The organism is Arcobacter sp. CECT 8983 (assembly GCF_004118855.1).
In the GTDB taxonomy this organism is placed as follows: domain Bacteria; phylum Campylobacterota; class Campylobacteria; order Campylobacterales; family Arcobacteraceae; genus Halarcobacter.
This window is the reverse complement of the sequence record NZ_PDKF01000024.1, coordinates 108133-134246: the sequence shown is the minus strand read 5'-3', so window position 1 is coordinate 134246 and position 26114 is coordinate 108133. Positions and strand designations below refer to the sequence as shown.

Genomic DNA, 26114 nt, shown 5'->3' with positions numbered 1-26114 from the left:
GCACACATTTTTGAGTTTATTAAAATTTGTCCTATTGCATTTTTTGCTGCTTCTGACTCCTCTTTTTCGTATGCTTCTACCATTCCTTTTACAAAATCTTCTGGATGGTAAAAAGAGATATATTGACAGGCATCTGCTATACTATCTATTATGTCTTTTTCTGTGATTTTTCCCATATTCTCAAAACCTTTTCATTAAATTTAAAGTAAATTATATCGAATATGTGTTTATTAAAAAGAATAAAAAAGTGAAGAAACTAACTTCTGCTTTAACAAAAGTTACGCTTATTCACAAATCATTTATTTATGCTTAATTTTATTGTGGTTTTCACACCTGTATAGTCTTTTCCTTCATAATTAAAAGTACTATTTTTCATTAGAATTTGTCCATGCATATGTTTTACAATAATCTCTTGACTCATATAAAGTCCAATTCCAGTTCCTTGTGAAGGTCCTTTTGTAGTAAAGTATGGTTCAAATACATGTTCAAGTGTTTCTTCATCTATTCCACCTGCATTATCTAAAATTTCTATTATTAGCTGCTCTTTTTCTTCAAAAGTTTTTACTAAAATGAGTTTTCTTTGTTCCGTTTTTATTTTTATAAGTTCATCTCTTGAATTATTTAAGATATTTATTAGTACCTGCACAAGTTCTGTTTGTATTCCATAAATTTTAGTGTCTTTAATATCTTTAATAATTTCTATTTGATGATTTTTAAACTGTACATTTACAAGATTAAATGTATTTTCAAAAGCTTCGTCTATAGTAAATTCTTTTTTTATTTTATTTGTAGAAAAGAAGTTTCTAAAATCATCAATAGTTTTAGATAGATACTGAGTTGATTCATTTATGTATTCTAAATCATCATTAAACTCTTTATCACTTAAATCACCAATCTCTTTTTTTAGTTTCATCCCAGTAGCTGCCGTTGAGATTAAAGATAAAGGTTGTCTCCATTGATGGGCAATATTACCTATCATAGTCCCAATAGCAGCCATTTTTGATTGCTGAGCTAAAATATTTTGTTGATTTGTTATTTCTTCTAGATGTTCTTTTATTTGTTCTCTATATTTAGTAAATCTAACTTCTAAAAACCTTGATATTCTAACTGATAGAATAAGCAAAACTGTAGTTAAAGACAAAGATAAAAATAGTAGTTTATAAAGGTCTTCTTCAAATTTTTTATCTAAAATATCCTTTTGTATAGCAATTAGTTTATTAACATCTTCTTGATAAAAGCCCATTCCCATAACCCATTTCCAATTTGGAACATCTTTAATATAACTAGTTTTAGTGGCTTCTTTATTAGTTTTAGGTCTAATATGTGTGTAATCTAAATATGCAGTTCCTTTTTTTCTTGCAGTATTTATTATATTTTCCACGATTTTGTATGCTTTTTTATCATAAAGTTCAACTACATTTTTTCCAATTAAGTTTTTATCTTTATGTGTTAAATAATTAGAATCATAATCTACAATAAATATATAGTTTTTATCACTAAGTTGCTGATTTTCAATATATTGTAAAACTTGCTTTTGAATATCTTTTTCAAAGTCTTCTATATATTCGCCTGTTCCTATATACCAATTGTAAGGTTTAAATCTTTTATTAAAACCTATTTTTTCATATTGGTTTTTCATATCATCAGGTTTATGATAAGACCATTTTAAAAAACTTTCATTTTTATCTTCAAGACTTTTAATAATATTTCTTGTTAAATATTTACCATCACCATCTTTAAAATTATAAAAATTTTTTCCTTCAAACTGTTTTGCAACGGGTAATAAGATACATTCATAATCAAATGAATAAATAAAGAAATATCCTCTTCCATCATTGAACCTAATATTTCTGAGAGCATCTTTTATCATTTTTTGAACAACTTCTTTTTTTCTATGTTTATTTTCATTATAAATATTCATTGCAATACTATATGCTTCATTTACTCTTTGTCTAAGATTTCTTTTTAATTTAATTTCTGTTCTTTTTTGTTCTTCAATGATAAATTTATATATAGTTTCAAGTTGATTTTTTATATCTATTTTATTTCTTTGTATATAATCTTTTTCCATCAATTCTTTTTTTTCAATAAAAGTACTATTATAATTTATATATAAAGTTAATGAAATAATAAGAGATAAAGAAAGAATAAAAGCAATGGGTCCATATTTAATAATATTTAAAATAAGTAATTCATTTTTATTGTTCATTTGACACCTTTTTGTTGGTGTAATTATAGCTTAAATAATAAAAATAAAAGTAAAAGCAAAGAGCACTTTTGTGCTCTTTTATAATATATAATATTAAAATTTATCAGCTATTTCTTTGACAATTTTCCCTAGTTTTTGTATAGAATTAATTTCTACAGATTCTTTATTTGAATGAGGATTAAAAATATTTGGACCTATAGAAGCTAGTTTCATATGAGGAAATTTTTCTTTAAAAATAGCACATTCTAAACCTGCATGAATTGCTTCAAGTGAAGCAGAAGAATCATAAGTTTTATAAATATTTAAAACCTCATTTGTAAACTCATTTACATCAGGTTTCCAAGCTGGATACTTTCCAGCAGTTGTAACTTCAAAACCAAATTTTTCAAGTAAAGCACTTGTCTCTTTTTTGATAGTTTCTAAGTTTTCGTTATCCATTGACCTTGCACTTAATTCAATATCAATAGAATCAATATTTGTAGTAATTTTTGCTAGATTTATAGAGTCCAAAACTACATTTAATTTTTCATCATAAGCTCTTACTCCATTTGCAAATGTATAAATGAAAGTAAGTATATCACTACTCCAAATATTAAAATGTTCACTTTTAGTATCTATTTCTTCTATACAAATAAAATCTTTATTATAATTTGTTGGATAAGATTTAAAGGCTACTATTGCTTTTACATTTACAGGAATTGAATTTATTCTTTCCCCTGCATTTATGTCTAATAATAAACCACTATTTTCCTTTACAAGTTTACCAAATAGCTTAATTGCGTTTGGTCTATTTTCATGAATATTTACTCCACTGTGACCACCTGGAAGATTTGATATTTTTACTTCATATAACTGATAATTATCACTGTTTTTTATAATCTCTTTATTATAGTTTTTTCCAAAAATATCAACTCCACCTGCACATCCAATACAGATTTCACCTTCTTCTTCACTATCGATATTTAACATATATTTTGCGTTTAATTTATGCTCTAAATTGTTAGCTCCAATAAGCCCAATCTCTTCATCACTTGTAAATAAAAACTCACAATCATATCCTTGTGACATTAAACTTAGCATGTATGAACAACCAATTCCATTATCTGCTCCAAGGGTAGAATTATCCGCTTTAAAAAATCCATCTTCTTCAATAATTTTTGGAATATTATTATCAATTAAACAAACTATATCATAATGATTTTGCATACATAAAGTTGCTTTTGAGTTTTGTTTTTTACATAAAATATTATTATAATTATCCACTAAACATTCATAATTATACTTTTGGCTAAAGCTTTTTACATAAGAAATAAAATCTTCGTAGTTTCCACTGCATCTATTTAAGGCTGTTATCTCTTTAAAAATATCTATTACATTATTCATTTTTTTTTAACCTTTTTTAACTGGATTATATCAAATTGTATTGAATTTAACATAAGATAAAATATTGATTTTAAGCTCTTTATAAACAGATTTTTATATTATAAAAATTATTAAAAATAGAGGAATATAAATGATAATTGATTATAAAGAAGTGAACGATTTAAATAGATATAAAATCATGTCAGATACTGTTGTTCCAAGACCAATTGCTTGGATAGTTACAGAAGATGATGGTGTAGTAAATGCAGCACCATTTTCATATTTTATACCAATTTCAAGTAATCCAGCAACACTTATAGTTGCTATTGGACAAAAAGAAGAGGGTGTTCCTAAAGATAGCTTAGCAAATATTTTAAAACATAAAAAAGCTACTATTTGTTTTGTAAATAAAGATAATGTTGATAAAGTTAAACTTAGTGCTAATATGCTTGATAAAGACCAAAGTGAGATTAGTGAGTATGAGATTGAAGTTGAAAAAACTTTAGAAGAGTTCCCTCCTATGATTAGTTCAACACAAACAGCACTTTTCTGTGAACTTTATGATATAGTTAAGATACCTGGTAAAACTACACCTTTAATTTTAGAGATTAAAAAACAGTATATAGAAGATGATAGAATAAATGAGAAGTTCCATGTAAATGTAGAGAATATTGGAAGAAGTGGTATTTTCTTTAAAGCAATGGTAGATTTATAATTTAGTTAGAGCGAGGCTCTAACTAAACTTTTTACCTTCAAAGTTATTTTTACTTACACTATTTACTACTTCTTGAGCAATACTATTTGTTTCTTTAGCAATACTGTTAGTTGTATCTGCAATAGCGGCATTTTCTTGAGTAAACTTATCTAACTGTCCCATTGCATCAGCAATTTGTGCCATACCAATAGTTTGTTCATTTGCTGCATTTGACACATCATCAATTAAAGCATTTGTATTAGTAATTTTTTCTTCTAATTGGTTAAATCCTTCAATCATTTTACTACTGATTTCTTTACCATTATTTGTTCTTGTTGTAGCTGATTCAACTAGGTCTTTAATCTCTTTAGCTGCTTCAGCAGATCTAGATGCTAGATTTCTAACCTCTTGTGCAACAACTGCAAATCCTCTTCCAGCTTCACCAGCTGTTGCTGCTTCAACTGCTGCATTAAGTGAAAGAATATTTGTTTGGAATGCAATTTGGTCAATAACTGTAATTGCTTCATTGATTGTAAGTACAGTTTCATTGATTTCATCCATAGATTGCACAGTATTAGAAGCTAATTCTCTACCTTGATTTGCAGAAGTTTTAGTTTCATTTGAGATTCTTAACATCTCTTGAGCTTTTTGACTTGTACTTTCAATATTACTTGTAATTTCATCAATTGAAGCTGCTGTTTCTTCTAAACTTGCTGCTTGTGATGTTGCATTACTACTTAATGTTTGTACATTTGATGTTAATTCATTTGAACTAGCTTGTAAAGAAATACCATCTCTTTGACTATCTTGAAGCATAGATGTAATCATCTTGTTCATTTCGATAAGTTCTTTACCAATTTTACCAGAACCTTCTTCCTCTAGTTTAGCTGTAAAGTCTCTTTGTGTATATTTTGCAAGAACTTCACTAATTTGATTAAGATCTTTACCAATTAACCCTTCAAGATTATTTAGCATATCATTTAGTAACTCTTTTAATTCATTTAGTGAATCATTTGATGTTGATGCACTAATTCTATCATCTAAATATCCATCTCCAACTTTATTTACAATAGATTTAACATTTGAAATAAGTTTATTATCTTCATCAATACCTTTTGAAATCTTTACAATATTTTCATTAATATTACTTGCCATTTGTCCAAATTCATCATTTGATACCAGTTCTATTTGTTCTGTTTGGCTAGATTCTTTATTTAGATATTTAAAGAATGATTCTAAACCATTTGTTATTAGATTTAGATTCGATTTTAATTGTCTAACACTTAAGAAAATGATTAATCCTATAATTAAAATACCTATTACAGAAGCAATAATTGAAAAGTTTCTAACAAAATTTGCTAAAGAAAGGTATTCTTCAATTGGAGCATTAACAAAAATAGCCCAATTTACATCTGCACCTTTTATTGTGAATGGTTTAGCATAATATAATGATTGCTTTCCATCTGTATATGATTTTTTAATAAAATCATAATCTTTATTTTTAGCAATATTTTCTAAAGCAGTTTTATAATCATTATCATTCTCTGTAACTTTTAAAACCTCTTTTGCTACTAATTCTTGAGTAGGGTGTCCTAAAATAACCCCATAGCTATCAACAATAAAAGCATATCCATTATCATATACTTTAATTGATTTTGCTAGAGTAGAAAATGTATCAAGTGCTACTTCTGCACCAATAACACCTGCATATTTACCATCTTTGTATAAAGGAATAGCAATTGTTGTCATAAGTGTATCAACACCAGCAATTGGATATACGTATGGTTTAGTAATAAACTCTTTATTAGCTTCTTTAGGACCTTTTATCCAACCATTCTCTTCATTATAATCTGCACCAGTTTGAATAATAATTCCCTCTTTACCTCTTGTAACATAGGGAGAAAATTCTCCATTTTTTGCATACCAACTATCTGGTAATCCTTCACTTTGAGATTTTACATCAAATAAAAGCCCAGGATCTCTTAATCCCCACCAAAGACCTAATAACTCATCATTGTCTTTAAGTATAGATTTAAGCATTGCAATTGTTTCTTCTTCTCCAAGCTTACTATTGTGATTTATAGCTTCTTGAAATTTAGAACGCAATGTTTTTACTATTGATAAAGAACGATCAATATCTCCTTTTACTTGAGAAGCATAATTACTTGCCATCTCTTTTAAATAGGACTCTGCACCATTTTGTGCTGTTTCATATGAGTATTTTGAGATAAAAAAAATCGTAACAATAAAGACAATTATTGTTGTACCTAAAACCTTTACTAGGAGTTTATTTCCAAAACTTCCTTTTTGTGACTTTAGCATGATATTTACCTTTAATTAATTTCTTAAAATAATTATAGCATGAAATAGTATCAATATAGTGACATTTTTTATACAAAAATACAATTTTTTTACTTTTTTGATATTTTTATTTCAAAATATTATATCAATTTGAACTAATTTTAAGTTTTTTTATGTATAATTTCAATCCCAAAAAATAGAGTATAGGAGAAAAATTGAGAATAACAATTTCTAATAATGAGTTTTACGAATTACAAAAAATACTAGCGCAGAATGATATGAGTTTATATAATAGAATTAATGAAGAGTTTCAAAAGTCAATACAATCAAAAACAAAAAAGAAAATAAAAGCAACACAAAAAGCAAATAAAGCAAAAAAAGATAAAAGTAAGAAAGCTGTATTAAATGCTGTAAATATATTAAGATTAGAGAATAAAAATATTACTGTTTATAGTGTGGCAAAAATGGCAGAGATAAGTTATAACACAGCAAAGAAATATAAGGATTTTATATTAGCTCAATGAAAATTAGTTTCTCTAAATTTTAGAGAAACTAATCTTTTTTATTCAACTACTTGATATAGTTTACTACATTTAGAAAGATATACATCTACTCCTGCTATATCTTTTCTTATATCTTCAAAAGAATGAAAATGCGCATCATATACATATACAAAGATTTCATCACCTTGCTTTAAAAAGTTATGTTTTCCAAAGTCAGCATAAGCAGTTGCTCCTGCAGCAATTAATAATCCTTTATAATCATTAATATTTTCTAAATATTGTGGTAATCCTTCAAGAGGACCCATATCTGGTTGATTATTAAATTGATCTATCATCCAAGTTTTTAATTGGTCAAAGAAATATGAGTATGATTTAACAGCACTTATTGCTCCATAGTTTTTAAGAATCCCATCTCTTCTTATAAATGAAGCAATGTGATATCTTCCTAAAATACCTTTTTCTGAAAAATCATCGATTTTAATAAAATCAGGTGAAATTCCCTTAGAGTTTTTACCCCAATTCTTTTTTGTACTAAGTTTTTTCCCATCTTGAACCCTACTAGAACAGTCATTAAATGCTCCAAAATATTTTGGAACTAAGTCAATTAACTTTCCATCTTCATATACAAAATCACAAAGTAGTGCAACTTCTGCTTCTACTTGTAATTTCTCTAAATTGTTATAGTTTATTTTATCTGTAGAATAAGGAAAATTCCCTAAATGAGAATCATCATTTGGAATGTAAAATGGAAACATTCCTTTTGGTGCATTTTGTTCTTTTGTTTCAATAACAGAAAATTCATCTGCTTCTCCAGCTTCACCTAAGTGTCCTGCAAAGTTGCCAGCAACACCAAACCCTAAATAATCTTTCATATCTTTTATATTGATACTATATTTTTCCATTATATTTGCCTTTAATTATAAATAATTTTGACAATAAGTTTTTTTAATTTTTAGTGTGATTATTTATTAGAGTGAGAATTTATTTGAAGTTTATTATGTAGTTAAGCTCTATTGTCTATAAAAATCTACCGTGATATAAACTCTTCTCACTGTAGTCGACGCCGAGCATAATTAATGTGTGTTTCATTTTTTCCCTTTTTACTTTTTTGTAAGAAAGAAGCATACTCCTCTCTTACAAAAATAAAACTTAAGATTTCAAACTAAGAAAAAAATCTTTCTTCTGTTTTATCTAATAATTTTGCTCCTGAGAACTTTGCTCTTTGAACTAATTCCCAGAAATATCTATATGTTGCTCTATCATGTAACTCACCATCATATTGAATTGGTCCCCACTCAGCATCTTGTGCAGCTAATAAAATATTTTGTGCAGCTTCTAGTTCAGTAAAGTCTGGTTTCATAGCATCAACAATTGCTTGTACTTGTGTTGGGTAAATTGACCACATTCTCATGAATCCAAACTCATTTCTAGCTCTTTCTGCATCTTTATAAGTTTGGTATGGGTTTTTAAGATCTAATGTTACGTTGTGACAAGGAATAACATGATTTTGAATTGCTGCTTGACAAACCTTTGCTTTAGCTGCAGCAATTAATCTATGATCAAATTGACCTGGGCTTCTCATGTTAATTGCAGGAATTGCACCTTGGTATCCTGATACAAAGTCCATTAATCCAAAGTCTAATACTTGTAGCCATGGTAATGTAGCAATTTTTTCTACATCTTGTAATGCACCATGAGTTTCAATTAAGATATGAATAGGAATTTCTCTACTAATACCAGCTTTTTTAGCTACTTCTTGAATATACTCAACTTGAGTTTTTACATCTTCATAAGAAGTTGATTTTGGTAATGTAATATATGCTAGTTTTTCACCAGCACCTGGAACTAAAATATCAACATCTTGTCTCCAATCTGGATGTGAGAAATCATGGATTCTTGTTCCAGCCATTGCATAAGGGTTGTCTTCAGAGTTAACAACTCTAACAATCATCTCTGCATGTTCAACTTCTTTACCAGTCTCAGCTCCATCTTCACAATCACAAGTGATATCAAAAACAGGTCCAAGTTTTCTTTGCATATCAAAACCTTTTTTGATTAGCTTTTCGCTTCCTGCAAAGTGCTCACAAGTAGGAATAATCGGTAAAGATTTTCCAGATTCAAATAGTGCTTCATTAGGGTGTGTCATATTATTTTCCTTTTTTATAAAATTTTAGTTCCCAAATTTAATAAAAATGGGACCTTTTTTACTATTTGTCTACTTTTTAACGCAATTTGTGAAAAATTGCTAAAAGTAGCAAAATCCTAAAGAAGGCAACGAGTTGCCTTTGGCTCAAAATTACTTTTGTGTCTTTCTTTTAGGAATGATTACAGTGTAATCTAAATCAAGTACTACATTTTTTAAGTACTTACCATCTTCACCTTTTGGTGATTCAATCTCTTCTGGTTTTTGATTTTTAACAGCAATTGTTCTTAATCTTAGTAAACCAATATCATCTCTTTTATGATTAATAGTATCAATCACTTCCGTATATGCATAGATAGTATCACCAGCATATGTTGGGTTAGCATGAGCTCCAGAGTTAATAGCATACATCCATTGTGCATTTTGCAAACCATTAAATGAAATTGCTCTAGCCATAGAAATAACAATTCCTCCATACATTAATCTTTCTCCCATTGGAGTAGATTTCATCATATGGTCGTTAAAGTGAACCTTCGCATTGTTTTGGTATAACTTAGTTGCTAAAGTATGGTCACTATTATCAACTGTAATACCTTCTGGGTGATTTAGTCTTTCACCTTTTTCATAATCTTCAAAGAAGAATTTCCCTCCAGAAGCATCTGTGTCAACACATTTGATTTGAGGTATATTAATTTCATCCAAAATAGGAGTTGATTCCTTAAACTGGGGAATCTCTTTAATTCCAGTAGTTGTATTTTTATCTTTTTTATGAACCATAACCCATCTTTTGAAGTTAAGTATTTCTTCACCTTTTTGGTTTACACCAATAGAATGAACATACACAACTCCAGATTTACCATTTGAGTTCTCTTTTAATCCAATTACAGTTGAAGTCATAGAAACTGTGTCTCCAATATAAACTGGATTAGGGAATGCAATTTCTGCATAACCTAAGTTTGCAATTGCATTTAAAGAGATATCTTGAACTGACTTACCAAATGTTAAGTGAAACATTAATACATCATCAATAGGTCTCTTCTCATATCCAATCTCTTTTGCTACTACATCTGAAGAGTGTAAAGCAAATCTAGAACCAGTGAAAGCGATGTATAAAGATACATCACCATCAGTGATTGTTCTAGGAAGAGGGTGTATTATTTTTTGTCCAATTGAAAAATCTTCAAAAAAGTTTCCTATATTTATCTTACTAGACACTTCTTTCTCCTTATTTCCCAAATAGGTTTTGACCTAATGATTTATATGTCTCATAAAGAGTAATCATTTTTCTAGCCCATTTAATTCTAGAACCATCAACAAGTTTGTTGTTATGCATAATTACTTCTTTACCTTGTTTTTTAGCTTCTTCATATTCATTAATCATTGCTTCATAGTCTTCAACTTCTTTTTGTTTAGGAGTGAAGATATCGTTGATATACTCAATTTGAACTGGATGGATTAGTGACTTACCATCAAATCCTAAATTAAATGCATCTTTAGTTGAATCTTCACAAGCAAATTCATCATGAACATCAAAGTGAGGACCATCAATAACAGTTTTACCATATGCTTTTGCAGCAAGTGCAATTTGTGATAGGTAATTAAACATTGCTTTTGAACCTTTTTTGATATCAACATGAAGTCTGTTAGCTAATTTATTTGAACCAACAACTACAACTTCAACCCTTGGACTTGCTGCACAAATCTCTTGGATATTTAGTACAGATAGAGGCGTTTCAATCATAATCATTAACGTCAATTCTGGATTAACTTCATCAATAATTTTTGCCGCTTCTAATACATCTTCTTTTGTATCAATTTTTGAGAATAATAAAGCATCAATCTCAATTTCTTTTGCTAATTCTAAATCTTTTTGTAAATCTTCACTTCTTAGGTTATTAATTCTTAGAACTCTCTCTGATTCTCCAAATTTAGAACCTTGATTTTTATAAACATCTTTAATAACTTCTCTACCAACTTCTCTTTGCTCATGCAAGATAGCTTCAAGGTCGAATATAACAGTGTCCGCAAGTACAGATTTAGCTTTTTCTACATTATGTTTATTGTATGACGGTACGAATAACATAGATCTTCTAGCTTTATATTCTACTACTTCTTCTCCTCTCGCATGTGCACTTTCAACTTCATGTATATTTTTTACAAGTTGTTTTCTAAGAACTTTACCATTTTTAGTTCTTGGGTAATCAGCCATTGCAAAGATTTTCTTTGGTGCTTTGTATTTAGCAAGATTATCTTGAGAGAATTTAAGAACTTCTTCTTGTTGTTCTTCTGTTAATTCTTCATGTCCAATTACAGCAATTGCCACTAATGTTTTATCTTTAGCTAAGTCAAATCCAAATGCTACACAATCTGCTACTAAAGGATGAGTTTTAACAACTCTTTCAACTTCGTGTGGTGATACTCTAAATCCAAAAGTATTAATGATGTCATCTTTTCTACCTATAAACCAGATATAACCATCTTTGTCTTTTTTTGCATAATCTCCTGTAAAGAAGTATCCATCATGCTTAGCCTTTGATGTTTCATCTTCAAGTTGCCAGTACTCTAAAAATAATCCTGGATCATCAATTCCTATACAAATCATACCTTCTTCTTCTACACCCACTTCTTCTAGTGTATTAGGATCAAGTAATTTAACTGTGTGACCTGGTTGAACAAATCCAGCACTTCCTGGTCTAATTGGATTGTTTACAGAGTGAGAAATATAATATGAACACTCACTCATACCAATTGCTTCAAAGATATCTTGTTTAAATCTATCTCTCCATAATTCAATCATTTCAGTTGATAAGTGTTCACCAGCAGACATACAATATCTTAATGATGGACAATCTTCAATTGTGAAATCTGTCTTTTGAATAATTTGTCTATAAATCGTTGGAACCCCAATGAAAATAGTACATTTATGTTTTTTGATTAGATTAATCCATGTAGAAGCATCATTTGCTCCTTCATATGCAATAACAGTATGTCCATTGAATAATGGATCCATTAATGCAGAACCTAATACATATGTCCAGTTAAACTTACCAGAGTGCATAATTCTATCATTCTCTTTGAAGTTAAACCAATATTCAGTAGCAGGAGTTCTTCCAACTAATGATCTATGTGAGTGTAAAACACCTTTAGGAAAACCTGTTGTTCCAGATGTATATACTAAGTATGCAGGCTCACCAGCTTTTGAATTATAATGATTAGGCGTTTTATCTGTATTTTTTAAGATTTCATTTAATGAGTAAACATTAATTCCCTTAGGCTTTTTTAAATCTTCAACACTATCAGTTGCAGCAACAATAATTGTTTTTAAGTTATCACAATTTTCTAAATATGGAACAAGATTCTCATACATAGATGCTGATAAAACAATCGCACTTGCTTGTGAATCTTCTGCTAAGTATTTAACTTCTGAACCACTTAATAGTGTAGATGTAGGTACAGCAATAATTCCTGCTTTAATTGCACCAAAAAATGAAATTGGGTAAGCTAAAGAGTTTTTTAAACAAACTAAAACTCTATCTCTAGGACCAATTCCAATTGATGTAAGGAAGTTACAAACTTGATCAGATTTTTCTGATAAATCTTTATAAGTTATTTCATCAGTCCCTAATTTATCATCTTCGATAATCATTGCTTTATTATTTTCATTCTTTGTACCAAGGTGTGCAGATGTACAAGCAACACCAATATTTAAAAATTCTGGTACTTCGATTTCAATAGTTGAACTCATTTTTGACTTCCTTTCTTAGATTAGACCGTAAGGCCAGTTTTCTTTAAATGTATGTAAAGGCATTCTATTTAATACATTTACTGCAAATGCTTCATCTTGTTTTGAAAGACTATTTAAAGCATATGCTCTTAATAAATTTTGTAAAGATTTACCAAACATTGGTGGGTCTAACATTTCACCTTTATATCTAATAGCACCAGATAAAAGTGCATCTGCTTCAATTGCAGCACTTAATATAGATACATCTTTTTCAATCTCTTTAGGAGATGGTGTAAATGCAACTTTACAAACATTAATGTGATTTGGCGTGATAACTTGTTTACCCGTTAATCCCATTGCAGTTTCTCTTTTTGCATGAGCATAAACATGTCTTGATGCATCATCCCCATGTAAATCTAACCATCTTCTAATATCTTTTTTCTCTACACATGAATCTGGTAAAGAGTTTGGTGTTAATAGCACTTCAACCCCACCAATTACACCTTTACCTTTAACTCTTGCTTCCATAGTAAGCATATTAAAGAAAGTCTCTAACTCATCAATCCAACCCTCAGGTGTGATTTTATAAGCCATTGCTTTAGAGAAATCATGAATACCAAATACTACATGCTTAACAGTAGAATGACTCATTAGCTTGTCTGCAATTTGTAAAGATTTTGGGTGCTCAATAATTGGTTGAATTTGTAAATCACTTCCAATTGAAACTAACCATGAAGATAAGTCTCTAATCTCTGCATCTCCATATACTTCTCCAGCTTTTGCTAAAACAATTGCATCAATATATTTATGCACTTGCTTAATCATTTTTAAATCTTCTTCATACTCATCTGTTCTGAATGGATTAATTCTAATGGCTATTTGAAAATCTCTTTCTGGGAATTTTGGTAATTCTTCAATTAAAAGTTTTCTTGACATAGCTTTTTGTCTACAACCATCTTCAAGGTCAAATAAAACAGTGTGGGCTTTTGTTTTATAAGCATGCTTTTGTAATCTAAGCTTTGCTTGCTCCATTGTTTCATAACTTCCATCTAGTGGATTGAATTTGATTGGCGGATAATATATTTGAATCCCTGGCCAGTGTCCACCTAACACAGGAGTTAAATCATCATTTGCTGTTAGTTTTGATAAATCTACAACTGATGCAGTCATGATAGTACCTCTTATTTTTTATTTTATTGAAGAATTTTCAATAATTTTTTCAGACTATTTATTCTTCTGACACTGAAATTAATCCATACATTTCATAAGTGAAACCAAAATATTAAAACTAGATTTAAAAATTAAGTAAAAAATAATATTCTATTTTAGCCCCATAAAATAGGCTTTTTAGAATATGCTCAATAAAAAGTTGCATATAGTGAGAAAATCTAAAAAAGTTGTCATAGATAGTAAAATATTTTTTTTGAAATTTGTCCATTAAATTGTAACGAAAACATATATTTGGTGAGATTTTCTTAAGTTTAAATACAAAAATGCTAATATAACAGCCTTAATAGAAATGATTAGGAGTAAAGTTGGTACAGAACAATCGAAATAAATCTTTGTCTAGAGGACTTAGAATTTTAAAAGAGATTATGATTGCCACTAAACCTTTAACTGCAAATACATTATGTCAAAAACTTTTAATTGATAAAAGTACAATGTCAAGACTTATAACAACACTTATAGATGAAGAGTTTATAGAATACAAAGATAATAGTAAAGAGATAATCTTAAGTGACTTTATGCAAAATCTCTTAGAAGACGAAGATAGAGATAGAATAGTTGAAAAAACAAAAGTTATATTAGAAGAGATTCATGAAGTTTCAAATGAGTGTGCATATGTAGGAGTATTAGAAGAGGGTGCTGTTTTATACTTAAATCAAGTAGATAACTCAAATAGAGTTTTAAAAACAAGAAACTCTATAGGGCTTAAAACACCTCTTCATACAAATGGTTTTGGGAAAATTCTTTTAGCCTTTTCAGATATTGAAATAAAAAACTTAAAACTAAAAAAATATACGAGTAATACAATTACCTCTACAATAAAACTTCAAAAAGAGTTAGAACTAATTCAAGAAAGAGGTTATGCAATAGGAAATGAAGAACATGAGTTTGGATTGCGTTCTGTTGCCGTACCTTATTTTAATAAGAAAAATAAACTAATTGCAACAATAGGTATATCTGGACTTTCAGTAAGACTTGATTTAGAGACACTTCATAAGATAGGTCAAGAGGTATTTTTAATAGTAAACAAGCATAATATCTAAAAGATATTATACTTTAAGAAGGAACTTTTAAAGTGTTCCTTTGTTGTTTGATAAATATTCATGTGCTAAGTAAGAACTTCTAGCATATGGTGTAGAGTGTACGAAAGAGAATCCTAATTCTTTTGCAAGTTTTTTATATCTATCAAATTGATCAGGGTGAACAAACTCTTTTACTTTTGCATAATCACCACTTGGTGCTAAATATTGACCAATACTTAAGAACTCACATCCAACTTCTCTTAGGTCTTTAAATACTTGAATCATTTCTTCTTCTGTTTCACCAAGCCCAACCATAAGTGCAGATTTTGTTTTAACTTTATCTTTACCTAACTCTTTTGTTTTTCTAAGAACTTCTAGTGATCTTTCATATGAAGCATTTCTTCTAATATTATATAAAGAAGGTACTGTTTCCACATTGTGTCCAATAATTACAGCACCACTATCAACTACTTTTTGGATTGACTCTTCTTTTCCTTTAAAATCAGGAATTAAAATTTCAACTTGTGTTCCTGGAGATTTTTCTAAAATATTTTGAGTAACTCTATAAAACTGATCTGCTCCACCATCTGCTAAGTCATCTCTTGCTGGACTTGTAATAACAACAAATTTAAGACCTAACTTGATAACTGATTCAGTTACACCATCAATTTCTGCTAAATCTACTTCTGTTGGTTTCCCTGTATGTACATTACAATAAGTACATCTTCTTGTACAGATATTTCCTAAAATAAGGAAAGTTGCATTTTTCTTTGCATAACACTCTGAAATATTTGGACATTTAGCTTCTTGGCAAATAGTATGTAGTCCATGCTTCCCAAGTAAGTCTTCCATCTCTTTTTGTGCTGTTGGTACTAATTTTTTTCTTAGCCACTCTGGTTTTTTGAAATCAACTTTTTTTCTTGGTGTAAGTTTATTTTCTGCTATAGTCATATTTATCCTTTAGTAATTGACTTTTTTTATTAGTCTCTTCTTCTGTTAATTCACTATTTACTAATTCAACATTAAATGTTTCATTAAATGCTTCGATTAGTAACACACATGCTTCATTAAATTCTAAATTTATATTAAAATCTTCTAATGTTGTACCTATTTTTTCATCATACTTATTATTTAAACTCTTTAATGGAATAGAACCATGCTGAAATATCGCTTTTTTGGTTCTTCTTTGAGCATTGCCACCAACTTTTTTTCCATTTACAATAATATCATAGGCTTCAAAACCTACTTGACAAAACTCACTTTTAGATAAATTAATCTCTTCAATATCTTTAGCATATTTTGCGTCTAAGTTTAACTTTTTATAAAAATTTATGATAAATCTACAAATAAATTCATAAGATTCTTTTATATTTAAACCTTCTAAAAGATTTGCAGGTATAACTAATGAGTATGAAATATCATGTCCATGAAATAATACTCCACCACCTGTAATTCTTTTGGCATAATTTCCGTTATATTCATCTTTAAAGTTATACATATCAAAGTCTTGAGAAACACCAATAGTAAAGGATTTATCCCAATAATAAACTCTCAATATTGGTAGATTATTTTCTTTGTAACATGATAGTAAAGCATCATCACTTGCCATGTTATTTTTCGCATTTGCTTTAGAAGATTTTATTACTCTAAATTTACTTTTCTTATCTTTCATATATAAAGTCAACCAAAAAATTTATTTAAAAAGTCATGAAAAAATAGAAAAAATTCTGACTCTTTTTTCCATTATATTTCATTTTTTTATCATCAAACTGAATTGAATGGTACTAAAAATTATATTAAGTAAAAATTAAAAATATTAAAGTATCATATGTTCATAATTCGACTTGACGGTACGAATAGCTACACAATTTTTACACAATGAACATATGTTCATTCAAAAACGCTAGTAAATCTAGCTAAATCTTTACAAGGAAACGCAAATGTCAGATTTAAACTTAAATGATATTGATCCGGCTGAAACACAAGAGTGGATAGAGGCCTTAGATGCAGTATTAGAAACGGAAGGACCTAAAAGAGCTCACTATCTTTTAGAAAAGCTAATTGATAAAGCTAGAAGAAAGGGAACTTACTTACCTTTTAAAGCAACTACAGCATATTTAAATAGTATTGATGTTAATGATGAACCAAAAATGCCTGGTGATAGAGATATGGAGAAAAAAATCAGATCTGCTATCAGATGGAATGCCGCAATGATGGTACAAAGAGCTTCTAAAAAGAATTTAGAACTTGGTGGTCATATTGCATCTTTCCAATCATCTGCAACACTTTATGATGTAGGATTCAATCATTTCTTTAGAGCACCAAATGAAAAAGATGGTGGAGATTTAATTTTTTATCAAGGACATATTGCTCCTGGTATTTATGCAAGAAGTTTTGTTGAAGGTAGAATTACTGAAGCTCAAATGGATAACTTCAGACAAGAAGCCTTAGCTGATGGATTATCTTCTTATCCTCACCCAAAACTTATGCCTGAATATTGGCAGTTCCCAACAGTATCAATGGGACTTGGACCAATTCAAGCAATTTATCAAGCAAGATTTTTAAAATATTTAACAGATAGAGGAATCAAAGATTGTTCTGAACAAAAAGTATATTGTTACATGGGTGATGGTGAGTGTGACGAACCAGAATCACTTGGTGCAATAGGACTTGCGGGTAGAGAAGGATTAGATAACTTAGTATTTGTTATTAACTGTAACTTACAAAGACTTGACGGACCTGTAAGAGGAAATGGAAAAATCATTCAAGAACTTGAAGGAAACTTTAGAGGAAATGGATGGAGAGTAGTTAAAGTAATCTGGGGTAGATTATGGGATGAACTTCTAAGAAAAGATACTTCTGGAAAACTTCTTCAGCTTATGGAAGAGACTGTTGATGGTGAGTACCAAAACTTTAAACAAAAAGGTGGAGCTTACACAAGAGAAAACTTCTTTAACAAATATCCTGAAACTGCAAAATTAGTTGAAAATATGTCAGATGATGAAATTTTTGCTTTAAACAGAGGTGGGCATGATCCATTAAAAGTTTATGCAGCATATAAAGCGGCAATGGAAACTAAAGATAGACCAACTGTAATCTTAGCAAAAACTGTAAAAGGTTATGGAATGGGTGAAGCAGCTGAAGGTAAAAATATTGCCCATGGTGTTAAAAAAGTTGATACTGATTCATTAAAGCAATTTAGAGATAGATTTAGAATTCCAGTTTCTGATGATGAGTTAGAAAACTACCCATACTATACATTCCCAGAAGATTCTGCTGAAATGAAGTATATGAAAGAAAGAAGAGAAGAATTATATGGACCTCTTCCTCAAAGAAGACCAAAATTCACTGAAAAACTTGAACTTCCAGCTTTAGATAAATTTAAAGCAGTTTTAGATGGTAGTGGAGATAGAGAAATTTCTACAACTATGGCATTTGTAAGAATCTTAAATGTATTAGTTAAAGATAAAAAAATTGGAAAAAGAATTGTCCCTATTGTTCCAGATGAAGCTAGAACTTTTGGTATGGAAGGTATGTTTAGACAATTAGGTATTTATTCTTCTGAAGGTCAAAGATATATTCCTCAAGATAGAGACCAAGTTGCATACTATAAAGAAGATAAAAAAGGTCAAGTACTTCAAGAAGGTATTAATGAACTTGGAGCTATGGGTTCTTGGATTGCTGCGGCAACTTCATATTCAATTAATGATTGTCCTATGATTCCATTTTATATCTTCTATTCAATGTTTGGATTCCAAAGAACAGGTGATATTACTTGGGCAGCTGGTGACCAAATGGCAAGAGGTTTCTTAGTTGGTGGAACATCAGGTAGAACTACATTAAATGGTGAAGGTTTACAACACGAAGATGGACATTCTCACATTATTGCTAATACTGTACCAAATTGTGTATCTTATGACCCAACATTCGGATATGAACTTGCAGTTATTGTTCAAAAAGGTATAGAAAGAATGTATGGTGAAAACCAAGAAGATGTATTCTATTACTTAACAACATTAAATGAAAACTATAAACAACCTGCAATGCCAGAAGGTGTTGAAGAAGGTATCTTAAAAGGTATCTATAAACTAAAAACAGTAGAAGCTAAAAATAATTATAAAGTTAAATTATTAGGTTCTGGTTCAATCTTCCAACAAGTATTAGCAGCTGCTGATATTTTAGCTGATGAGTATGGAATTGCTACAGATATCTATTCTGCAACTTCTTATAATGAGTTAACAAGAGAAGCTCAAGATGTTGAAAGAAGAAACTTATTAAATGTAGATAGCGAAGATGAAGTTGCATATGTTGATCAAGTTCTTGGAAGTGATGATGAAAATATTATTATTTCTGCAACTGATTATATGAAATCTTATTCTGAGCAAATTGCTCCATTTGTAAAAGGTTCATTTAAAGCATTAGGAACTGATGGATTTGGTAGATCAGATTCAAGAGCTAACTTAAGAACGTTCTTTGAAGTTGATACTAACTTTATTGTATTTACAACATTAGCACAATTAGCTAAACTAGGTAAAATTGAAAAATCAGTTGTTAATGAAGCTATTAAGAAATACAATATTGATGTAAACAAAATCAACCCAATAAAAGCATAAGGAGTAAAAGATGAGTACTTTAGTAGATATTTTTATTCCTGATTTAGGAGCAGACAAAGATGTTGATTTAATTGAAGTTATGGTTGAAGTTGGTGATACTGTAGAAGTAGAAGATGGACTTATTACTTTAGAGACTGAAAAAGCTTCAATGGATGTTCCTACAACTCATGCAGGTGTTATTAAAGAGATTCTTGTAAAAGTTGGTGATAAAGTAAACTCTGGTGATTTAATCGCTAGAGTTGAAGTTGAAGAAGAGGGTGCATCTGAAGAAAAAGCAGAAGAAAAAACTGAAGAAGCTTCTGAATCTCAACCTATAAAAGAAGAACCAAAAAAAGAAGAAGCAACTTCTTCAACAAATTCTTCTGAAGCAATGGGATTAGAAGAAGCAGAAGCTGAATTAAAAGCTATTAGTGCAGCTGGTGCAGAAATATCTTGTCAATTTGTAAATGAGCAAACAATTTGTTCAGTAATTGAAGAAGTTCATGTACCAGATTTAGGTGCTGATAAAGATGTTGATTTAATTGATGTTATGGTTAATGTTGGTGATACTGTTGAGCATGAAGATGGTTTAATTACACTAGAAACTGAAAAAGCTTCAATGGATGTACCAGCTCCATTCGCAGGAGAAATTTTAGAATTAGCTGTAGAAGCTGGAATGAAAGTAAATTCTGGTGATTTAATTGCAAAAATGGTTAAAAAAGTTGTTATGGAATCAAAAGTTCCAACTCCAGCTAAAAAAGAAGAAGCGCCAACTAAAAAAGAAGAACCAAAGAAAACAGCAACAGTTCAAGAAGTGGCAGCAACATCTGCACCTGAAGCAACTTCAGTATTAACTGAAAAAGCTAAGAAAATCTATGCTTCTCCTTCTGTTAGAAAAGTGGCAAGAGAGTTTGGTGTTGATTTAGGTTTTGTAAAAGGAACTGGTAGAAAAGGAAGAATCCTTAAAGACGATATTAAAGCTTATGTAAAAGAGCAATTATCTAAACCAGCAGTAGCAGCTGCGGGAACTGGAACAGGTCTTGGATTTAACTTCCCAGAACTTAAAGAGATTGATTTCTCACAATTTGGTGAAATTGAAACTGTTGAGCTTAGCAGAATTCAAAAAATTTCTGGACCATCATTACATAGAAACTGGGTTTCAATGCCTCACGTTACTCAATTTGATGAATCAGATATTACTGAGATGGAAAGCTTTAGAAAAGCACAAAATGCAATTGCAGATGGATTTAAATTATCTCCATTAGTATTTGTAGTTAAAGCAGTAGCTAAGGCACTTGAAATTCATCCAAAATTCAATGCTTCATTAAGTGCAGATGGTCAAAGTCTAATTATGAAGAAATACTTCAATATTGCAATTGCAGTAGATACTCCAAATGGACTAGTAGTACCTGTAATCAAAGATGTTGATAAAAAAGGTTTCAAAGAGATTGCTCTTGAAATGGCAGATATCTCAAGCAGAGCTAGAGAAGGGAAACTTAAATCAGCTGATATGCAAGGTGCATCATTTACAATCTCTTCTTTAGGTGGAATTGGAGGAACTAAATTTACTCCAATCATCAATGCTCCTGAAGTTGCAATTTTAGGATTATCTAAATCTGAAATGAAACCAGTATGGGATGGAGAAAACTTTGTACCAAGATTAATGTTACCATTATCATTATCTTATGACCACAAAGTTATTGATGGAGCAGATGGTGCTAGATTCACTACTACATTATCTAAGCTTTTAAGTGACATCAGACTATTAAGTCTATAAGGAGTAAAAATGGGTAAAATTGTTGATATTCTTATTCCTGATTTAGGTGCAGATAAAGATGTAGATTTAATTGAAGTTATGGTTGAAGTTGGTGATACTGTAGAAGTAGAAGATGGACTTATTACTTTAGAGACTGAAAAAGCTTCTATGGATGTTCCAACAACAGAGGCAGGTGTTATTAAAGAGATTCTTGTAAAAGTTGGTGATAAAGTAAACTCTGGCGATTTAATTGCTAAAGTTGAAGTTGAAGAAGAGGGTGATTCAGAAGATAAAGCAGAAGAAACACCATCAAAAGAAGAAGTAAAAGAAACAGCAGCACCAGCTGAAAAAACTACTTCTTCTAAACCAGCACCTTCAAATGTTGAAGTAAGTGCAAATGCAAAAGAAGTAAAAGGTCAAGTTCTTGTAATTGGAGCAGGACCTGGTGGATATTCTGCTGCATTTAGATGTGCTGATTTGGGTTTAGATACTGTTTTAGTAGAAAGACACCCAACTTTAGGTGGAGTTTGTTTAAATGTTGGTTGTATTCCTTCAAAAGCATTACTTCATGTTGCTAAAGTTATTGATGAAGCAGCACATATTGAGCATGCTGGTATCAAATTCCCTAAACCAGAAATTGATTTACCAGGTGTAGCAGCATATAAATCAGGAGTTGTTAAAAAACTTACTGATGGTCTATCTGCTATGGCTAAAATGAGAAAAGTAACTGTTGTTCAAGGTGTTGCTAAATTTGTAGATGAGCATACTGTTATTGTAAATCATACAGATAAAGAGGGTGAACAAACTAAAGTTTCATTTGATAATTGTATTATTGCAGCTGGTTCTCAGTCTTCTAAAATGGGATTCATTCCTCATGAAGATCCAAGAATTTGGGATTCTACAAATGCACTTGAAGTAAAAGAAGTTCCAAAAAGACTACTTGTAATGGGTGGTGGAATTATTGGTCTTGAAATGGCTACAGTTTATCAAAGACTAGGGTCTGAGATTGATGTAGTAGTACGTGGTCCTCAAGTTATGACAGGTACAGATAAAGATATCGTTAAGGTATATACAAAAGCAAATGAGAAGAAGTTTAACTTTATGTTTAAAACTCAAACTCAAGCTATTATTCCTAAGCAAGAGGGTATTTATGTAGAGTTTAAAGGTGACAATGCACCTGCTGAACCTCAAACTTATGATGCAGTATTAGTTGCTATGGGTAGAACTCCAAATGGATTAAACATAGGATTAGAAAATACTGGTGTTGAAGTTGATGATAAAGGGTTTATCTCTGTAGATAATCAAATGAGAACAAAAGTTCCTCATATCTTTGCTATTGGTGATATTATTGGTCAACCAATGCTTGCTCATAAAGCAGTACATGAAGGTCATGTTGCAGCAGAAGTTATTGCAGGTCACAAAGTATTCTTTGAACCTAAACAAATTCCTGGTATTGCATATACATTCCCAGAAATTGCAACTGCTGGTATGAGTGAAATTGAAGCAAAAGAAGCTGGAATCAACTATGAAGTTGCATCATTCCCTTGGTCTGCTTCAGGACGTGCCTTAGCTTCAGATGTATCTGAAACTGGTATGACAAAACTAATCTTTGATAAAGATACTCACCAGTTAATCGGTGGTTCTTTAGTTGGTGAAAACGCAGGTGAATTACTTGGTGAAATTTCATTAGCACTTGAAATGGATTGTGATGCTGAAGATATTGGATTAACAATTCATGCACATCCTACTTTACACGAATCAGTTGGTATGTGTGCAGAAATCTTCCACGGAAGTATTACTGACTTACCAAACAAAAAAGCTGTAAAGAAAAAATAGTTTAAACTGTTTAAACAATTTGAAATAAAGCCCATCTTCTTAATGAAGGTGGGCTTTTTTTTATGCTAATATTATTTCATGAAACATATTTTAATATTACTACTACTTACAAACTTTTTATTCTCTTATGATAAAAACTTTTCATATAGAAAATATATCCATGTAAAGAAGTTTTATTCTTCTTTGGTAAAAGAAACAGTTGATATAGCTTTAAAGCATAATATGCCTCCTGCAGCTATCTTAGCAATAGCAAGTGTGGAGTCTGGATATGGAAGAGGTTATGTCGCTTCTATTTCTGGAAATATCTTAAGCCTTGGTGCAAATAAAAATGATAAAGCATTACCTTCTTTATATTTACCTAATACAAAAGACCCATATAAAGTAATATACAATAAAAAAAAGATAGCTAGTTACGACAAAAAAGAATTAGTATGGAAACAAAGACCAAAGAGTCTTAAAAAAGATTATAGGCCTAAGAGCTTAGCTGGAACTACTACAAATCTTGATTACTTTGATTATAATAAAGAAGAAAAGAAAAAAGCAAACTTACAAAACATAAAAGATTTTTCAACTCTTTGGATAAGTTATAACAATAGATTTGAGGCTTTTAGTGGTGCAAGATCCTTTTTAGATGAACAAGTTAAAAAGTATGGAAAAGAGATACTTTTTACAAAGAAACTTAACGAAGAGTTTATAAATCATATCGGTGGAAAGAAAAACTCTTTTAACTACAGGAAAACTTGGCCAATAAAGGTAATAAAAGTCTTAGAAAAAACAGGATTAACTAAACTTACAAAAGATATCTATGATAAAAAAAGCTTTGATGAAAGTTGGTAGCATTTCTTTGAGTGATGTATAATTGAGTTTACTGTACAATCACTTTTTAAAACAAAATATATAAAGAGCATTATGATACAACTAAAAAATCTTTCAAAACATTTTGGTGAAAAGACACTATTTACAGATTTAAATTTAATATTAGGACAAGGTCAAAAAGTTGGGCTTGTAGGAAGAAATGGTACAGGTAAATCTACACTATTTAAACTTATTTTAGGTGAAGAGCAAGCTGATGATGGGGAGATTTTAATTCCTAAAAACTATAAGATAGGGGCTTTAAAACAGCACTTAGAGTTTAGTGAAAAAACATTAGTGGATGAAACTGCATTAGCTTTAAGTGAAGATGATAAGTATTCTATTTATAAAGTAGAGAAGATACTTTTTGGTCTAGGGTTTTCTCATGAAGATTTACAAAAAGATCCTTTATCTTTTTCTGGTGGTTATCAAATTAGAATAAACCTAGCAAAACTTTTAATTACAGAACCAAATTTATTACTTCTAGATGAGCCTACAAACTACTTAGATATTCTTTCTTTAAGATGGTTAAAGAACTTTTTAAAAAGTTTTGATGGTGAAGTTATCATCATCACACACGATAGAGACTTTATGGATACTGTTTGTACACACACAATGGGTATTGTAAGACAATCTTTATTTATGCTTGAAGGAAATACTCATAAGTTCTATGCTCAACTTGAAGCAAATGATGAACATTATGAAAAACAAAAAGAAGCACAAGATAAAAAAAGAAAAGAGTTAGAAGAGTTTATTGCTAAGAATAAAGCAAGAGCTTCAACAGCTGCACAAGCTCAATCAAAAGTAAAACTTTTAGAAAAAATGGATGAGATGGATTCTATTGTAGATGAAGCAACTTTAGAGTTTGACTTTAACTATAAAGATACTCCTGCGAAAGTTTTACTTGATGTAAAAGATTTAAGCTTTGGATATCAAGAGAATGAAATACTTTTTAAAGATATCTCTTTTACTCTAAAAAAAGGTGAAACTTTAGGAATCATTGGTAAAAATGGTAAAGGTAAATCTACACTTCTAAATAATATTGCAAAAGAGCTAACTCCTCTTAGTGGAACTATAGATTATCATGGGACAACTGTTTTTGGGCATTTTGGTCAAACAAATATTTCTCACTTAAATCTAAACAATACAATCATGGATGAAATTTATGTTTCAAATGCAAAACTTCCTGAATCTACAGTTAGAGGTATCTGTGGTTCTATGATGTTTAGTGGAGATGATGTTAAAAAGAAAATCTCACTTTTATCAGGGGGCGAAAAAAGTAGGGTAATGTTAGGACAAATCTTAGCAAAAGATGTAAACCTTTTATTTCTAGATGAGCCTACAAACCACCTTGATATGCAATCAATTGACTCACTTACAAAAGCTATTAAAAACTTTCAAGGTTCTTGTATTATTGTAACTCACTCAGAAGAGTTATTAAGACAAGTATGTGATAGACTTATTGTTTTCGCTAAAGATGGAGCTGATTATTTTGATGGAACTTATGATGAGTTCTTAGAGAAAATTGGTTGGGAAGATGAAGAAGGTGAAGAACAAAAAGAGAAACCAAAACAGCCTAAAGTAAATAAAAAAGAGAACAAAAAACTAAGAGCTTCGATTATTCAAGAAAGAAGTAAAGAAACGAATCCATTAAAAAAGAAAATAGAAAAACTTGAAGCTTCTATTATGGAAATAGAGGACTATATTGAAAAACAACAAGCAGAACTAATCCAAGCTTCAAATCAAGGTGATAATAGCAAGATTATAGAGCTATCTCAAGTTATCAAAAAACAAGAAGATGAAGTAGAGCAGATGTTTGAGTCTTTAGAAGAGAATCAACTAAAACTAGATGAGTTAATGGCTTTATATGATAAGAAGTTAGAAGAGATTTAG

General features: G+C 30.0%; 19 protein-coding genes. 8 read left to right on the top strand and 11 right to left on the bottom strand.

Going from position 1 to position 26114, the window contains the following annotated elements; all coding sequences use genetic code 11:
• From CRV01_RS13600 to CRV01_RS13590, 3 genes are all read right to left on the bottom strand, one after another.
• The coding region (locus CRV01_RS13600) for a fumarate hydratase (protein WP_258238415.1) at nucleotides 1-176 on the bottom strand (176 nt) is incomplete at its 3' end.
• A 119-nt stretch (nucleotides 177-295) separates the two neighbouring features.
• On the bottom strand, nucleotides 296-2209 hold the full coding sequence (locus CRV01_RS13595; protein ID WP_129008995.1) for a cache domain-containing protein: 1914 nt from the start codon (nucleotides 2207-2209) through the stop codon (nucleotides 296-298).
• A 93-nt stretch (nucleotides 2210-2302) separates the two neighbouring features.
• Nucleotides 2303-3592, bottom strand: a complete 1290-nt coding sequence (locus CRV01_RS13590; protein ID WP_129008993.1) for a M20/M25/M40 family metallo-hydrolase — start codon at nucleotides 3590-3592, stop codon at nucleotides 2303-2305.
• Nucleotides 3593-3722: 130 nt separating this feature from the next.
• Here CRV01_RS13590 and CRV01_RS13585 point away from each other — a divergent pair, with 130 nt between their 5' ends.
• On the top strand, nucleotides 3723-4286 hold the full coding sequence (locus CRV01_RS13585; protein ID WP_129008991.1) for a flavin reductase family protein: 564 nt from the start codon (nucleotides 3723-3725) through the stop codon (nucleotides 4284-4286).
• A gap of 18 nt (nucleotides 4287-4304) precedes the next feature.
• On the opposite strand, the gene CRV01_RS13580 is transcribed toward CRV01_RS13585, so the two are convergent.
• A complete protein-coding gene (locus CRV01_RS13580; protein WP_129008989.1) occupies nucleotides 4305-6587 on the bottom strand; it encodes a methyl-accepting chemotaxis protein in 2283 nt (760 codons plus the stop codon).
• A 194-nt stretch (nucleotides 6588-6781) separates the two neighbouring features.
• Here CRV01_RS13580 and CRV01_RS13575 point away from each other — a divergent pair, with 194 nt between their 5' ends.
• Nucleotides 6782-7090: a hypothetical protein gene (locus tag CRV01_RS13575; protein ID WP_129008987.1), complete on the top strand. Its 309-nt coding sequence runs from the start codon at nucleotides 6782-6784 to the stop codon at nucleotides 7088-7090.
• A gap of 38 nt (nucleotides 7091-7128) precedes the next feature.
• Here CRV01_RS13575 and CRV01_RS13570 read toward each other — a convergent pair whose 3' ends face one another.
• The 5 genes from CRV01_RS13570 to CRV01_RS13550 form a co-directional block, all read right to left on the bottom strand.
• Entirely contained in the window at nucleotides 7129-7971 is an 843-nt protein-coding gene (locus CRV01_RS13570) for a DUF5718 family protein (RefSeq protein ID WP_258238423.1), read from the bottom strand.
• A gap of 260 nt (nucleotides 7972-8231) precedes the next feature.
• On the bottom strand, nucleotides 8232-9215 hold the full coding sequence (locus tag CRV01_RS13565; RefSeq protein ID WP_129008985.1) for a CoA ester lyase: 984 nt from the start codon (nucleotides 9213-9215) through the stop codon (nucleotides 8232-8234).
• A gap of 150 nt (nucleotides 9216-9365) precedes the next feature.
• Entirely contained in the window at nucleotides 9366-10427 is a 1062-nt protein-coding gene (locus CRV01_RS13560; RefSeq protein WP_129008983.1) for a MaoC family dehydratase, read from the bottom strand.
• A gap of 10 nt (nucleotides 10428-10437) precedes the next feature.
• Nucleotides 10438-12957: an aldolase/citrate lyase family protein gene (locus tag CRV01_RS13555; RefSeq protein ID WP_129008981.1), complete on the bottom strand. Its 2520-nt coding sequence runs from the start codon at nucleotides 12955-12957 to the stop codon at nucleotides 10438-10440.
• A 15-nt stretch (nucleotides 12958-12972) separates the two neighbouring features.
• A complete protein-coding gene (locus CRV01_RS13550) occupies nucleotides 12973-14106 on the bottom strand; it encodes a CoA ester lyase (RefSeq protein ID WP_129008979.1) in 1134 nt (377 codons plus the stop codon).
• Between the two features lie 365 nt (nucleotides 14107-14471).
• Between CRV01_RS13550 and CRV01_RS13545 the strand changes: the two genes are divergently transcribed.
• The gene (locus CRV01_RS13545) at nucleotides 14472-15206 is read left to right on the top strand and encodes an IclR family transcriptional regulator (protein WP_129008977.1); all 735 of its coding nucleotides are present in this window, start codon (nucleotides 14472-14474) and stop codon (nucleotides 15204-15206) included.
• Nucleotides 15207-15233: 27 nt separating this feature from the next.
• Here CRV01_RS13545 and lipA read toward each other — a convergent pair whose 3' ends face one another.
• Both lipA and CRV01_RS13535 read right to left on the bottom strand, forming a co-directional pair.
• Entirely contained in the window at nucleotides 15234-16136 is a 903-nt protein-coding gene (lipA, locus tag CRV01_RS13540) for a lipoyl synthase (protein ID WP_129008975.1), read from the bottom strand.
• Nucleotides 16117-16857 carry a lipoate--protein ligase family protein gene (locus tag CRV01_RS13535; RefSeq protein WP_129008973.1) on the bottom strand — a complete coding sequence of 247 codons (741 nt, stop codon included), beginning with the start codon at nucleotides 16855-16857 and terminating at the stop codon, nucleotides 16117-16119. The genes lipA and CRV01_RS13535 overlap by 20 nt, the downstream gene beginning before the upstream one ends.
• Before the next feature lie 268 nt (nucleotides 16858-17125).
• Here CRV01_RS13535 and aceE point away from each other — a divergent pair, with 268 nt between their 5' ends.
• The 5 genes from aceE to CRV01_RS13510 all read left to right on the top strand — a co-directional run bounded on the left by aceE (nucleotide 17126) and on the right by CRV01_RS13510 (nucleotide 26114).
• On the top strand, nucleotides 17126-19798 hold the full coding sequence (gene aceE, locus CRV01_RS13530) for a pyruvate dehydrogenase (acetyl-transferring), homodimeric type (RefSeq protein ID WP_129008971.1): 2673 nt from the start codon (nucleotides 17126-17128) through the stop codon (nucleotides 19796-19798).
• A 10-nt stretch (nucleotides 19799-19808) separates the two neighbouring features.
• Nucleotides 19809-21554, top strand: coding sequence for a dihydrolipoyllysine-residue acetyltransferase (gene aceF, locus CRV01_RS13525; protein ID WP_129008969.1), 1746 nt, complete (start codon nucleotides 19809-19811; stop codon nucleotides 21552-21554).
• Between the two features lie 9 nt (nucleotides 21555-21563).
• Nucleotides 21564-23369, top strand: a complete 1806-nt coding sequence (gene lpdA, locus CRV01_RS13520; protein WP_129008967.1) for a dihydrolipoyl dehydrogenase — start codon at nucleotides 21564-21566, stop codon at nucleotides 23367-23369.
• Between the two features lie 78 nt (nucleotides 23370-23447).
• A complete protein-coding gene (locus CRV01_RS13515) occupies nucleotides 23448-24206 on the top strand; it encodes a hypothetical protein (RefSeq protein ID WP_129008965.1) in 759 nt (252 codons plus the stop codon).
• Between the two features lie 72 nt (nucleotides 24207-24278).
• Nucleotides 24279-26114, top strand: coding sequence for an ABC-F family ATP-binding cassette domain-containing protein (locus CRV01_RS13510; RefSeq protein WP_129008963.1), 1836 nt, complete (start codon nucleotides 24279-24281; stop codon nucleotides 26112-26114).

Coding starts and splice junctions, on each gene's coding strand:
- CRV01_RS13590 (WP_129008993.1), bottom strand. CDS start 3,592: ATGAATAATGTAATAGATATTTTTAAAGAGATAACAGCCTTAAATAGA.
- CRV01_RS13510 (WP_129008963.1), top strand. CDS start 24,279: ATGATACAACTAAAAAATCTTTCAAAACATTTTGGTGAAAAGACACTA.
- CRV01_RS13595 (WP_129008995.1), bottom strand. CDS start 2,209: ATGAACAATAAAAATGAATTACTTATTTTAAATATTATTAAATATGGA.
- lipA (WP_129008975.1), bottom strand. CDS start 16,136: ATGACTATAGCAGAAAATAAACTTACACCAAGAAAAAAAGTTGATTTC.
- lpdA (WP_129008967.1), top strand. CDS start 21,564: ATGGGTAAAATTGTTGATATTCTTATTCCTGATTTAGGTGCAGATAAA.
- CRV01_RS13535 (WP_129008973.1), bottom strand. CDS start 16,857: ATGAAAGATAAGAAAAGTAAATTTAGAGTAATAAAATCTTCTAAAGCA.
- CRV01_RS13515 (WP_129008965.1), top strand. CDS start 23,448: ATGAAACATATTTTAATATTACTACTACTTACAAACTTTTTATTCTCT.
- CRV01_RS13580 (WP_129008989.1), bottom strand. CDS start 6,587: ATGCTAAAGTCACAAAAAGGAAGTTTTGGAAATAAACTCCTAGTAAAG.
- CRV01_RS13565 (WP_129008985.1), bottom strand. CDS start 9,215: ATGACACACCCTAATGAAGCACTATTTGAATCTGGAAAATCTTTACCG.
- aceE (WP_129008971.1), top strand. CDS start 17,126: ATGTCAGATTTAAACTTAAATGATATTGATCCGGCTGAAACACAAGAG.
- CRV01_RS13555 (WP_129008981.1), bottom strand. CDS start 12,957: ATGAGTTCAACTATTGAAATCGAAGTACCAGAATTTTTAAATATTGGT.
- CRV01_RS13550 (WP_129008979.1), bottom strand. CDS start 14,106: ATGACTGCATCAGTTGTAGATTTATCAAAACTAACAGCAAATGATGAT.
- aceF (WP_129008969.1), top strand. CDS start 19,809: ATGAGTACTTTAGTAGATATTTTTATTCCTGATTTAGGAGCAGACAAA.
- CRV01_RS13570 (WP_258238423.1), bottom strand. CDS start 7,971: ATGGAAAAATATAGTATCAATATAAAAGATATGAAAGATTATTTAGGG.
- CRV01_RS13585 (WP_129008991.1), top strand. CDS start 3,723: ATGATAATTGATTATAAAGAAGTGAACGATTTAAATAGATATAAAATC.